The organism is Paenibacillus sp. ALE2, from assembly GCF_054113385.1.
In genome coordinates this window covers 3,632,889-3,646,465 of the sequence record NZ_CM134213.1, presented here as the reverse complement: position 1 = coordinate 3,646,465, position 13,577 = coordinate 3,632,889, and the positions used below count along the sequence as shown (strand labels likewise).

Annotated in this window: 12 protein-coding genes and 1 tRNA gene; 1 reads left to right on the top strand and 12 read right to left on the bottom strand. The window is 46.4% G+C overall.

Annotated elements, in window-relative coordinates; translation table 11 throughout:
* The first annotated feature begins 236 nt into the window (after window positions 1-236).
* Complete coding sequence (locus ACXHJ1_RS15975) at window positions 237-569, top strand: hypothetical protein (protein ID WP_457904904.1); 333 nt, start codon at window positions 237-239, stop codon at window positions 567-569.
* 104 nt (window positions 570-673) lie between these two features.
* On the opposite strand, the gene ACXHJ1_RS15970 is transcribed toward ACXHJ1_RS15975, so the two are convergent.
* The 12 genes from ACXHJ1_RS15970 to lspA form a co-directional block, all read right to left on the bottom strand.
* Window positions 674-1,777 (bottom strand): fibronectin type III domain-containing protein, encoded by a 1,104-nt coding sequence (locus ACXHJ1_RS15970; protein WP_181323651.1) that lies wholly within the window; start codon window positions 1,775-1,777, stop codon window positions 674-676.
* 389 nt (window positions 1,778-2,166) lie between these two features.
* A tRNA-Ile gene (locus tag ACXHJ1_RS15965) sits at window positions 2,167-2,240 on the bottom strand.
* A gap of 123 nt (window positions 2,241-2,363) precedes the next feature.
* Entirely contained in the window at window positions 2,364-2,528 is a 165-nt protein-coding gene (locus ACXHJ1_RS15960) for a hypothetical protein (protein ID WP_010345444.1), read from the bottom strand.
* A gap of 148 nt (window positions 2,529-2,676) precedes the next feature.
* Window positions 2,677-3,318 (bottom strand): orotate phosphoribosyltransferase, encoded by a 642-nt coding sequence (gene pyrE / locus ACXHJ1_RS15955; protein WP_107733313.1) that lies wholly within the window; start codon window positions 3,316-3,318, stop codon window positions 2,677-2,679.
* Entirely contained in the window at window positions 3,315-4,109 is a 795-nt protein-coding gene (gene pyrF, locus ACXHJ1_RS15950) for an orotidine-5'-phosphate decarboxylase (RefSeq protein ID WP_107733312.1), read from the bottom strand. Before pyrF ends, pyrE begins: the two co-directional genes overlap by 4 nt.
* A 66-nt stretch (window positions 4,110-4,175) precedes the next feature.
* Window positions 4,176-7,391 (bottom strand): carbamoyl-phosphate synthase large subunit, encoded by a 3,216-nt coding sequence (carB, locus tag ACXHJ1_RS15945; RefSeq protein ID WP_016821525.1) that lies wholly within the window; start codon window positions 7,389-7,391, stop codon window positions 4,176-4,178.
* 1 nt (window position 7,392) lies between these two features.
* On the bottom strand, window positions 7,393-8,529 hold the full coding sequence (gene carA, locus ACXHJ1_RS15940; protein WP_016821526.1) for a glutamine-hydrolyzing carbamoyl-phosphate synthase small subunit: 1,137 nt from the start codon (window positions 8,527-8,529) through the stop codon (window positions 7,393-7,395).
* Between the two features lie 61 nt (window positions 8,530-8,590).
* Window positions 8,591-9,913: a dihydroorotase gene (locus ACXHJ1_RS15935; RefSeq protein WP_107733310.1), complete on the bottom strand. Its 1,323-nt coding sequence runs from the start codon at window positions 9,911-9,913 to the stop codon at window positions 8,591-8,593.
* 60 nt (window positions 9,914-9,973) lie between these two features.
* The gene (locus ACXHJ1_RS15930; protein WP_016821528.1) at window positions 9,974-10,888 is read right to left on the bottom strand and encodes an aspartate carbamoyltransferase catalytic subunit; all 915 of its coding nucleotides are present in this window, start codon (window positions 10,886-10,888) and stop codon (window positions 9,974-9,976) included.
* 2 nt (window positions 10,889-10,890) lie between these two features.
* Window positions 10,891-11,451, bottom strand: coding sequence for a bifunctional pyr operon transcriptional regulator/uracil phosphoribosyltransferase PyrR (gene pyrR / locus ACXHJ1_RS15925; RefSeq protein ID WP_016821529.1), 561 nt, complete (start codon window positions 11,449-11,451; stop codon window positions 10,891-10,893).
* A 509-nt stretch (window positions 11,452-11,960) separates the two neighbouring features.
* Complete coding sequence (locus tag ACXHJ1_RS15920; protein WP_113049903.1) at window positions 11,961-12,932, bottom strand: RluA family pseudouridine synthase; 972 nt, start codon at window positions 12,930-12,932, stop codon at window positions 11,961-11,963.
* A 1-nt stretch (window position 12,933) separates the two neighbouring features.
* Entirely contained in the window at window positions 12,934-13,425 is a 492-nt protein-coding gene (gene lspA, locus ACXHJ1_RS15915; RefSeq protein WP_107733308.1) for a signal peptidase II, read from the bottom strand.
* Window positions 13,426-13,577: the final 152 nt, after the last annotated feature.

Sequence of the window (13,577 nt, the reverse complement as noted above, 5' to 3'; positions counted from 1 at the left end):
GACGTCCGTTTTTATTTTGTGTTTTGTAAAGATGGCCTAGCTATAGAGAATAGCTCAAAAATACAGTATATTAAATGAATTTCTTTAATTGTCATATTTTAATTATTTTGTATCTTACAGGACTTTAGAATTATTTCATTGTATTATTTTGACAATATTTGTCGAATGAAGTGAAAAGCAACCATTTTACATGGTATATTTTAGGAGCTCATATCATACATAAGGAGGATTTTTTTATGAATACTAAGAAAATATTATTATCAACAGCTATGTCTTTGGGACTCATTGGGAGTATTATTGTCCCTAGTGCGTCCGCAGCAGTAGGCCCTTCTCCAGAAATTACACCTGTTGTACAAGTAAACGGAGTATACTACAGAACGGCTACGTTGCCACGTAATTATTCTTATGCGTTGTCAAATTACCCTGGAGATACTTATAAAGTGGCGAGCGGAAATGTCACCGTCTCCGCTTCCGGCTTAGTAACCACCACCACTGCAACGAATGCAAGAGTTGAGATTTACGCCGGTAACGGTAAATTGAGAATGGTGTATACCGTAAAGGTAAACTAACTATTTAGCTGACAAAGGCCTTGGCACACTTGGTCAATGATTAGCAAGAATATCATTGCATATTTTCTGAAAAATCCCCTGCCATTATTGCAGGGGATTTCAATTTATTTAGAGTATTCACTTACTTCAAATGTGAGAATCTTATCAAAGATTACATAATCCTTTCGACTGCTGAATGGACCTTTGTTGTTATTGTGTTTATCGATTTTATAATATGATTGACCACGGCCGGCATCTTTTGCATCATACCACGCTATAAAGTTGTTAACTTCTTTCATACTTAAATCAAATTCCTTCTCAAAGCCATTGGTCATAGTTACTACAAGAATTGCTCGATCACCTGTCGGTTGAGCTGGCTCAGATGGTTCAGGATTAGGTTGAGATGGATTTTCGGTATCGGAATCTGTTTGCTTTTCTCCTTGTGGAGTAGCTGAAACCTCTTTAGAAAATTCACTTTCGCCATTATTACTTACTGCTGTAACTACGTAATAGTATGTTGTTCCATTGACCACAGATGTATCAGAATACGATGGAGTTTTGACGTTGGAAGCAATTGTATCATACGGTCCTGCAGAAGTAGTGCTTCGTTTTATAGTATATTCTGTTTTATCGGGGCTTGCTGTCCAGCTTAAATCTACCTTGGCGTCTCCTGCCTTTGCAGATAGATTTGAAGGAGCACTGATTTTAGGATTTACTAAATATCCAGTCTCGTTGATATCTAAAGCATCAAATTCGAACAGATTATAAACGTTTGAGTTGCTTGCACTTACTTCTACGGAATGTAATTTATTTTCTAAGTTCCTTTTTTCAAATAAAAGGGTAGTCACTTGTGCTTGACCATTTGCTGAGTAACTATAATTCACACCATCAATATTTACTTGAATAGATGTTTGTCTATCTCCGCCTCTATAACTAATTAATCTTAGATCCGTACCCCAAAATTGAAATTTAACAGTATGTAGAGATGAATTAAGTGTAAACTTTTCACTTCCTCCAGAATAGCTCCCCGCAGTTGGGGTTTGCCATCCATTTCCTTCAAAGATGAAACCAGGAGCAAGCTCTTCATATCGTTGCCACCCACTCTCTGGAGTAGGTAATGCCTGACCAACTGATGCTGCTGCATACGTTCTTAAATTTGAAAATACGATTAGTAAAAACAATGATGCGCTGAGCAATATAAAAGTTTTCTTAATGAGATTCTTTTTCATAAATATTCCCCCAGTAATCTATCTCTTGTACAGACACTAAGGTAACATGTTCTTCAAAAATTATCTAAACATAAACTTACTGACTTATAAATATTATCTATATATTAGAATAAATATTTTTTATTGGATACTAATAACGATAAGACTCAGTAAAATAGGAAACAGTTTTAATAACCTACATAAGCTAGAACGAAGTTACATAAGGTCTAGGTCCCATTAAAGAAAGGTGTAAATTTTAGAGTACTTATCTATTTAAAATGTCAGAATCCGATAAAGAAAGCACCATGACCAAAAGGTAAGCAATTAAGTTTAAGCAACTACTCTCCATTCTCTTATAATACAGAAAAAACAACAAAAAAACCCTTGCTAAGCAAGGGTTTTTGAGGAAATGGGCCCTGAGGGACTCGAACCCCCGACCAATCGGTTATGAGCCGACCGCTCTAACCAACTGAGCTAAGGGCCCTCAAAAAAATATGTATATTCACGCTACATATTCGTAACAGCAACGTTAATTAATATACAACATTTTCTTGTGTTTCGTCAATAGTTTTTAGAAATTTTCTTTTTAAAAATTATTTTTGTAAACCTATGGAATAAATCGGACACCATAACGACCTTTGCGCGAGCGGTACACCTCCACTGCGCGGGGATCATTGTAGCCGTACATCCAGCCGTCGTGCTCCAGCCTTTTTGCCAAACACCCTGCCTGAAATTTAGTCGTGTACAGTCTGCCATAGTAAACCCAATACATCCGAACTCCCTCTTTTCACATGTATAGTAGGAGTTAGTGTAACCGGATCGAATTCGATTTACACAGCTTGATTTCTAACAATTTGCACTGGATGGCAATGAGTCTGTGGCGCACTACTTATTGGCTCCGTTGTCTCTAGTACTCAGCCTTATTTGCCAAAAGAAGCCGGGTCCTGACGCCAGGAACGCAGAAGTTCCATTTCTTCCTGCTGAATGGTTCCCTCACGCAAAGCAACCTCCATCAAGGCGGTGTAATTAGACAAGGTTTGCAGCTTCACACCTGCTTCTTCAAAAGCTTGAGTAGCTTTGTCCAGCTGGTAGCTGAAAATAGCCAGTACAGCTAACGGCTGAGCGCCTGCTTGCTCTACAGCCTGTGCTGCTTTAATGGAGCTTCCCCCGGTAGAGATGAGGTCTTCGATAACCATAACCTTTTGTCCGGCGCTAATGCGGCCTTCGATTTGGTTTTCTTTCCCGTGTCCTTTGGCTTTGTCTCTGACATAAGCCATTGGCAGATTTAGTTTTTGTGCCACCCAGGCGGCATGAGGAATCCCTGCTGTGGCTGTGCCGGCAATAACCTCGGTCTCAGGGTATTGTTCACGGATGAGAGCCGCAAAAGAGTCTGCGATTAGTTCACGCACCTCCGGGTAGGACATGGTCAGGCGATTGTCACAGTAGATAGGGGATTTAATACCGGATGTCCATGTAAAAGGTTGCTGTGGACGCAGTGCCACCGCCTGAATGCGTAACAGATGGGATGCAACTTGTTCTGGGATATTGTTTAATGTAGTCATACTTGTATCATCTCCTCAATAATATGTTTTGCTGCGGCGCGTGGGTCTGGTGCCGCCGTGATCGGCCGTCCAACGACAATGTAGCTGCTGCCTTGGGCAATGGCTTGTCCGGGTGTAAGCACACGCGACTGATCACCTGTAGCACTGCCTGCCGGGCGTATGCCAGGAGTTATGGTTTTAAAGTCCGCTCCACATACCGCACGAATCGCAGGCACTTCTAATGGGGATGCGACCACACCGTCCAGTCCAGCCTCACGCGTCAATTGTGCATAACGAACGACAGCATCCTGCACCGTGCCCGGAATGCCTAACTCCGTATTCATAGTCGTTTGATCCGTGCTGGTCAGCTGTGTAACTGCAATAATGAGCGGCATGGCAAGTGAGCTGTCTGCTGAAATCGCTGCTTCAGCTCCGGCTCTGGCGGCCGACATCATACTGCGGCCTCCAGCAGCGTGTACGTTAAACATATCCACCCCTAGACGGGTAATGCTCTCTGCCCCTCCCCGTACCGTGTTAGGGATATCGTGCATTTTCAAATCCAGAAATACGGAGTATCCTCTTGATTTTAATTGTTCTACAAAAGCTGGCCCTGCGCTATAAAACAGCTGCATCCCCACTTTTATATAACAAGGTATTCCCTCCAGCTGCCGAATTAACTGCTCTGCTTGTTGTGCATCCGGGTAATCTAGCGCAACCATCAGCCGTCCTGCCATCTGCTGAAATGCTTCGTTCACCGTTCTACCGCCCCTTTTCACATCAATTCGGGTATATTTGCCCGTGATAAAGGACATCCGTCAGCAAATGCTGATGAATGTCCTTCCCATTACCACTTATTTTGCTTATCTATTCATAACGCGTTAGTTGCTCAGAACTGGCATCGATTCGGATGTGAAGTTAATCGTCTCCAGCATTTTTAACAGAGCGCGCACTGTATCCAGCGAGGTCATGCAGACAATGCCGTTTTCAACTGCTTCGCGGCGGATGCGGAATCCGTCACGCTCTGGCGTTTTGCCTTTGGTGAGCGTGTTGAAGACAAAGTTGGCTTCACCTGTACGGATCATATCCAGAATATTCGGATTGCCCTCACTTAGCTTGTTAACAGTGTTCACTGGAATGTGGGCCTGTTCCAAGGCTGCTGCCGTTCCACCTGTAGCAATAATTTTGTAGCCCAGTCTATAAAAGCCCTGCATCAGCTCGACCGCTTCTTCCTTATCCTTATCCGCTACTGTGATGATGATCGCCCCAGTAGATGGAATTTTCATACCTGCGCCTACGAGTCCTTTGTACAATGCTTTCGCATACTGGATATCGCGTCCCATAACTTCACCTGTAGATTTCATTTCAGGCCCCAGTGTTGGCTCTACACGACGCAGCTTGGCAAAGGAGAATACAGGAACCTTAACCGAGACATAATTACTTTCAGGCCATAGCCCTTCTGTGTAGCCTGCATCTTTGAGCTTACCGCCCAAAATGGCCTGTGTCGCCAGGTTAGCCATCGGAATATTCGTTACTTTGCTTAGGAAAGGAACCGTCCGTGAGGAACGAGGGTTAACCTCGATGACATACACCTCATCCTGATGAATGACGAACTGAATGTTTACCAGACCAATCGTTTTCAATTCCTTGGCGATGCTGATCGTAATGTCCACGACTTTTTGCTTCAGCTCGTCAGACAAGTGTTGTGGCGGATACACTGCGATCGAGTCACCCGAGTGAACCCCTGCCCGTTCCACATGTTCCATAATCCCAGGTACTAAGACCGTTTCACCGTCACAGATGGCGTCAACCTCAACTTCTTTGCCCAGCATATAACGGTCGATGAGCACAGGGTGTTCTGGATTGATTTTAACCGCTTCTTCCATGTACCGCAGCAATTCCGTATCTGAATACACAATTTCCATAGCGCGTCCGCCCAGGACGTAGGATGGACGTACCAGAACCGGATACCCCAATGCTTGGGCAGTTCCTACCGCTTCATCTACCGACGTGACCGTATTACCTTTAGGCTGGGCGATTGCAAGGCGAGACAGCAGCTGTTCGAACTTTTTCCGGTCTTCTGCTTCATCGATACTTTCCAGACTCGTACCCAAAATATTCACGCCTGCCGCACTAAGTGGTGCTGCGAGGTTAATCGCCGTTTGACCGCCGAACTGGACGATGACACCAATCGGTTTTTCCTGCTCGATGACATTCATTACATCCTCGAAGAAAAGTGGCTCAAAGTAGAGACGGTCAGATGTGTTGAAGTCTGTAGATACAGTCTCCGGATTGTTATTAATAATTACCGCTTCGTAACCCGCTTTTTGAATAGCCCACACCGCATGCACAGTAGAGTAGTCAAATTCAATCCCCTGCCCGATTCGGATGGGTCCTGAGCCGAGTACGATGACTTTCTCTTTGTTGGATGGAATCACTTCGTTTTCCACCTCATAAGAGGAGTAGTAGTACGGAGTTGTGGCTTCAAACTCGGCCGCGCACGTATCTACCATTTTGTAAACAGGACGCAGGTTTTGATTTAGACGGAATTCACGAACCTCGGGTTCGGTTGTCATACTCTTGCGTTGACCCATACTGCGAATCTCGGCAATGGAGCGGTCAGTAAATCCTTTTCGTTTGGCCTGATAGAGTGTTTCATAAGTCAACTCAGACTCTTCTGCGATAGTGGATTCAAATTTGACAATTCCCTCTACCTTGTCGAGGAACCACCAATCAATTTTAGTTATATCCTGAATATCTTGTTGCTTCCAGCCGCGACGGAATGCCTCGGCTACCAAGAACAAGCGTTCATCATCTGCTTTACTCAGACGATCCTTAAGCACCTCATCAGATAGTTGATCGGCACCCTTTAGATGCAGGCGATGTACACCAATTTCCAGAGAACGAACCGCTTTATGGATTGACTCTTCAAATGTACGTCCGATGGCCATGACTTCACCGGTTGCTTTCATTTGTGTGCCAAGTTTGCGGTTGGCAGAAATGAACTTGTCAAATGGCCAGCGTGGTATTTTACTCACGATGTAATCCAATGTCGGCTCAAAGCAAGCATACGTTTGTCCCGTTACCGGATTCACAATTTCATCCAGTGTGTAGCCTAGTGCAATTTTGGCCGCCATTTTGGCAATCGGATATCCGGTCGCCTTGGAAGCCAGTGCCGAGGAACGGCTCACCCGTGGGTTGACCTCAATCACGTAGTATTGATAGCTGTGCGGATCCAGTGCAAACTGTACATTACAGCCGCCTTCGATATTGAGGGCGCGGATAATTTTGAGAGAAGCGGAGCGCAGCATCTGATACTCACGATCTGACAGCGTCTGGCTCGGCGCTACGACGATACTGTCACCAGTGTGCACGCCGACCGGATCGAAGTTTTCCATATTGCAGACCACGATACAGTTGTCATTACCGTCACGCATGACTTCATATTCGACTTCCTTCATACCTGCGATACTTTTTTCCACTAAGCATTGTCCGATTGGACTGTAACGCAAGCCAGAGCTTACTGTTTCACGCAATTCTTCTTCTGTGGCGCAGATCCCACCGCCTGTACCTCCCAGCGTATAAGCCGGGCGAACGATAATGGGATAACCGATTTCGTTAGCAAATTCCAGCGATTCTTCCAATGTCGTTACAATTACACTCTCCGGCACGGGCTGTTCCAACTCACGCATCAGGTCGCGGAACAAGTCCCGGTCTTCGGCTTTTTCAATTGAATTCAGTTGAGTTCCCAGCAGCTTAACGTTTTCGCGCTCCAATACCCCTGCGCGAGCCAGTTCCACTGCCATATTCAGACCTGTCTGTCCTCCCAGTGTAGGAAGTAGACCATCTGGACGCTCCTGACGGATAATCTGTGTTACAAAATCCAGTGTAATCGGCTCGATATATACTTTGTCTGCCATATTGGTGTCTGTCATGATGGTTGCCGGGTTACTGTTAATCAGTACTACCTCGACGCCTTCTTCTTTGAGCGCTTGACAAGCTTGTGTACCAGCGTAATCGAATTCTGCTGCCTGACCAATAACGATAGGGCCGGAACCGATCACGAGTATTTTTTTAAGTTCTGTATTTTTCGGCATATTAGCGCTCTCCTCTCACTGCGGCGGCGATAGCAGCCTGACGCGGTTGCTTTGGTTGATTTCTTTTGTGTTCACGAATCATATCCAGAAAGCGGTCAAACAGGTAGCCATTATCGTAAGGGCCAGGTGCAGCCTCTGGGTGATATTGCACCGAAAACGCAGGATATTTAGTATGTTTAAGACCCTCGATCGTTTTATCGTTGTTATTAATATGCGTCACTTCAAGCTCAGTTCCTTGGATCGAATCCTCATTCACTGTGTACCCGTGATTTTGTGATGTAATGAAGCAACGGCCGCTCTCCAGTTCTTTTACCGGATGGTTACCACCGCGATGTCCAAATTTCAGTTTTTCCGTATCCGCTCCCGAAGCTAAGGCAAACAACTGGTGTCCCAAGCAAATCCCGAAAATAGGGTATTCTCCTAGCAGTTCAGCCACCGTACGGACAGCATGTGGTACGTCTTTCGGATCTCCAGGACCGTTGGACAGCTGTATACCGTCTGGATCTAAGCGACGAATTTCTTCGGCCGTCGTATCATGCGGAACGACAACCACATCGCAGTCCCGTTTATTCAGTTCGCGCAGGATGCCGCTCTTGGCACCATAGTCAATCAATACGATCCGTTCTCCGTTGCCAGGGCTGCTGTACGGATGAGGTGTAGAAGTCAAAGGAACCTGATTGCGCAGTTCTTCTATGGTCATGTCGGACATCATTTCTTTTAGTTCTTCCACCGGCTGGGAACCAGTCGTCAAAATGCCCTTCATTGTGCCGTGATGGCGAATAATCCGGGTGAGCATGCGGGTGTCGATGTCGCTAATGCCAATGATGCCATATTCCTTCAGCAAATCGCCCACGCTGTATTGAGCACGCCAGTTACTTGGCGCCGGCTCGTAATGTCGAACAGCAAAGCCATGAACATAAGGCCGTACCGATTCAAAATCATCACGAGTAATTCCATAATTACCAATCAGCGGGTAAGTCATGGTTACGATTTGTCCGCAATAAGAGGGATCCGTCAGCACCTCTTGATAGCCTGTAATCCCTGTGTTGAAAACGACTTCGCCTGTTTTTTCACCTTCCGCACCAAATGATGTGCCTGTAAACAGCGTGCCGTCCTGAAGTAACAATCTTGCCTGCATCCCGTCTCACTCCTCTATATTGTTTCCTGCTATAAGGTTCTATTTTTTAAGTAGTTGTGTATTATTGCGCTTCGTCAGCAGACCATACCAGTTTGCCATCTACCCAAGTTTTCACTGGCCAGCCTTTGAGCTTCCAGCCTGTAAAAGGAGTGTTGCGCCCTTTGCTGGCAAACGTTTGTGGATCAACTGCCTGCTCCTGCTCCAGATCAATCATGGTCAGGTCAGCGGGTGCTCCCTCTTCCAGACGTCCTGTATCAAGGCGGAAGACACGCGCTGGGTCAGTCGTCATACGGCGCACCAGAAAGTCCAGCGTCCATTTCCCAGTAGCTACGAATTTGGTGTACAGCAGTGGAAAGGCCGTTTCAAATCCGACGATTCCAAATGGCGCCAGCTCCAACCCTTTTGCCTTCTCTTCCTCGCTGTGTGCTGCATGGTCAGTTACGATGATATCAATCGTTCCGTCCTCCAGCCCCTCGATGCATGCCTGTACATCACGCGGGGAACGTAGTGGAGGATTCATTTTCCAGTTGGCATCCAGCCCAGGAATGTCCTCATCGGACAGTACCAAGTGATGCGGGCATACCTCAGCAGTGACTTTGATGCCAAAAGATTTTGCATGGCGAATCAACCGCACCGATTGCTCTGTGCTGACATGGCATACATGATAATGTGCCCCGGTTGCCTCGGATAGCAGGATGTCACGCCCAACATGGATCGCCTCGGATTCATTGGGGATACCTTTGAGTCCGTGACGCTTGGCAAATTCACCGTCCGTCACCGCTGCTCCTACAACAAGTGTGTTATCTTCACAATGTGCAATGACTGGCATATCCAGCGCTTTGGCTCGTGACATGGCATCTTTCATCATTTGCGCACTCTGCACTCCGACTCCGTCATCAGTAAAGCCGATTGCACCTGCTGCTTTGAGCGCTTCAAAATCCGTCAGTTCTCGTCCCAGTTCGTTTTTCGTGATGGCTGCGTAAGGAAGTACCTTGGCCAGCCCAGCCTCTTGCCCCTTTTTCAGCACCAGCTGAACCGTGTCTACATTGTCCGTAACCGGACGTGTGTTCGGCATGCAGGCAATCGTGGTAAATCCACCTTTCACCGCAGCGCGGCTACCTGTTTCAATGGTTTCTTTATATTCAAAGCCAGGTTCTCTCAGATGCACATGCATGTCGATTAGACCGGGGATGACCAGTTTTCCCTGGGCGTCGATTTTTTCGACTTCGAGCTCTTGCCCAGATGCCCCTTCTTCCACAAGTAGGCTAACACCGGCATCCGCATTGGCGATAGCTAAAATTTTTCCGTCGGCAATTAGGATGGATTTCAATTCAGCCTCGCCCTGCTCGTTCAATACGCTTGCATTCATAATTAATTGTTTCATCTGAAATATTCCTCCGCTCAGGTTTTTTGCAACTTTTTCCTACGATCCTGCTGACAGCTTCTACAGCTTCATTGCCCGTTCCATAACCGCCATGCGGATCGGAACCCCGTTGGCCATTTGCGGAAAAATTCGCGATTGCTCGCTTTCCACAACTGCACTGTCGATCTCCACGTTTCGATTCACTGGAGCCGGGTGCATGATAATTGTTCCGGACTTAAGGCTTGCTGCTCTTTCTTCTGTCAAACCGTACTGCTCTCGGTACTCATCCGCTGAGCGCAACATTCCTTCGGCATGCCGTTCCAGCTGGACCCGCAGCATCATGACTACGTCTGCCTGCAATGCTTCTTGCATCGGCACATAAGGCGCGTACGTTGCAAGATCAGATGCCTGCATATTGTCTGGTGCACAGAAGCTAACCTCGGCTCCGAATTTTTGCAAGGCCCACAGATTCGAGCGAGCTACACGGCTGTGCAAAATGTCTCCTATGATGGATACTCTCAAGCCTTTAAGCTCACCGAAAGTTTTGCGCATGGTGTAGAGGTCTAGCAAAGCCTGCGTTGGATGTTCATTGTTGCCGTCTCCCGCATTAACCAGCGGAACACTGACCTTCTCAGCAAGCTCTTGCAGCACTCCGGCTGGCTTTAAGCGAATGACTCCAGCATCAATGCCCATGGATTCAAGCGTACGCACAGTATCGTAAATGGACTCCCCTTTTTCCACACTGGAAGCCGCAGCGGAAAAGTTCAAAACCTGAGCGCCGAGTCGCTTCTCCGCCATTTCAAAGGAAAAGCGTGTGCGTGTACTATTTTCAAAAAACATGTTGGCCGCGAAGCGTGACTGTAGGACTGGAATCAGTTTTTGCGGCTGTGATTCCCAATACTGAGCACGATCCAGAATCGACTCAATTTCATTTCGGCTAAGTTCTTTTAATCCGAGCAGGCTACGTTCTCTAAGTTGACTGGCTGTTGTGATCATACCTATTCCCCCCGGTTCTGAATGATCGTCACTTCGTCCTTACCGTCCGTCTCCTGAAGTGCAACTACGATTTCCTCAGATTTGGAGGTCGGGATGTTCTTGCCGATGTAATCCGGACGAATCGGAAGCTCACGGTGTCCGCGATCTGCTAGCACAGCCAGCTGGATCATTTGCGGTCGTCCGCAGTCCATCAATGCATCCATCGCCGCGCGAATAGTACGGCCTGTGTACAGCACATCGTCAAAGAGAATAACTTTCTTATCATGAACCGATACGTCAGCGGGATTCATCAAAAGCTCTTTTCCATTTCCTTTAGCCTCGGCAACGCTGCTCCGGTCATCCCGGTAGGCTGTGACATCTAGCTCTCCCCATGGAATTGGTGCGCCTTCAATTTCAGCAATTTTTTCAGCTAAGCGCTGCGCCAGATGAACTCCGCGTGTTCGAATACCTACGAGTACGCAATCGTCAATACCCTTGTTTTTCTCCAAAATTTCATGTGCAATCCGCGTTAATGCCCGACGAATCGCAATTTCATCCATCAGTACATGTGTTTCAATACTCATGCTTCCAGCCTCCTCAGGTGATGTTCCCTTCAGACCTGGTCCCGTGTTCGGATACAAAAAAGACTCCTTGCCCAAGTTTGGCAAGGAGTCTCGTATGAACAGTCTTCCACTGTTCTCCGATCTGTCGGACACACTGAAGACATACCGCCGCAGCGGATGCACTGATCAGTGATCCATTCACGTTACCTTGCCAGCCTCACGGGACTGATTTAAAGGTGCTATTCAGGATTTCCTTTGTCCTGTTTCTCATAGTGTGAGATGGTTAACCATCTCTCGGACAAAGTCCATCGCAACTACAAGAAGTATGACAGATTGAAAATCTCGTGTCAACACCCGTTCAACCGGAACCACCGGAAGCACTTTAATAATTATACATCTTCATTGTATAATTATCCATAGTTGTTTTTACCCATTCCTATTCAGACAATAAAAAAACCGCCATTTAGGCGGTTATACTTAATAATTTATTCAAGTTTTTGAATAGGAAAGCAGAGCAAATCATCATTATTTTAGCGACTACGCAAGGACGTTAATACGTCCTCCATATCAGGAGGGATCGGTCTGCTAAATTCTAAGTACTCTCCAGTAGTTGGATGCTTAAATCCCAGAACCGCTGCATGTAGCGCTTGGCCATCCATACGAACCCCTTTACTGCGTCCATACATAGGGTCGCCAACCAATGGATGTCCAATGAATTTCATGTGAACACGAATTTGGTGTGTCCGTCCTGTCTCCAATTGAAGTTCAAGCAGGGTATAATCACCTAACCGTTCAATGACGAGAAAATGGGTAACTGCATGCTTGCTGTTGCGTTCCGTAACCGTGAACAATTTACGGTCACCTGAATCACGACCAATCGGAGCATCTACGGTTCCCTGATCGTGACTCAAATGACCGTGGACCAATGCTATATATTTCCGAGTCACGCTATGATCCTTCAGCTGTGCTGCAAGTGATGCGTGGGCCTGATCATTTTTAGCTGCCATCAGCAGTCCTGATGTATCTTTATCAATACGGTGAACAATACCGGGACGTAATTCCCCGTTGATGCCGGAAAGGTCATGGCAGTGGTACATCAGTGCGTTGACCAGTGTTCCCGAGGAGTGTCCTGGTGCAGGATGCACAACTAGACCACGTTGCTTGTTAATGACAATAACGTCCGAATCCTCGTATACGACATCTAGCGGAATATTTTCCGGCATAATATCTACACTTTCTGGTTCAGGTACCGATAGTACGATATGATCTCCTTCAGCCAGCTTGTAGTTCGCTTTGACCGCCGCACCGTTCACCAGTACCCGACCATTCCCGATCCACAGCTGGATCTGGGAACGAGACACTTCCTTCATTTCTTCGGCGATGTATTTGTCTATACGTGTTTTGGCATCCCCTGAATCCGCTGTCCATTCCAGAGATTCACCCTCCAGTTCGTCCTCATAAGACAGACCTATGGCTTCGCCGTTTTCATTCACTTCGTTCATGCTATGACTTCCCTTCAACGCTATCATTGCCATTCCCTTTTTCCCGACGCGATTCCAGCAATGTATCCAAAATAATCAGTGCAACACCGATGACAATTGCCGAGTCTGCCACATTAAAAATCGGGAATGTGTAGCTTCCAAAATTGAACTGTGCAAAATCAACTACTTCTCCAGAAATAGCTCGATCCAAAAAATTACCAACCGCTCCCCCAAGCACCAAACTTAGCGCAACAGGAAGTAGTTTTTGCCCAGCTCTGACCGTTTTTCTCAGGTACCATACGATACCGATCACAACTACAATTGTAATCACGATAAAAAGCCAGCGTTGCCCTTCCAAAATCCCAAAAGCGGCTCCGCGATTACGATGAGAGGTGATTAAAAAGAAATTGCCGATGACTGGTATTTGCTCGTACAATTCCATCCGCGTAGCCACCAAATATTTGAAACCCTGATCAATCAAAAAAATAATTAGCGCAATACCAAAATAAATCACAGTCCTTCGTCACTCCGATCCGCTTATATCCGTTGTCGAACCCATTTATTGTAGCATAAGCCTTCTCAGATCGTCCACGAGTCCTGCAGGCTATCGAGCATAGTCCTTAAATGGAATGAACTCAATCACATTTGATTAGAATTTCCTATGTA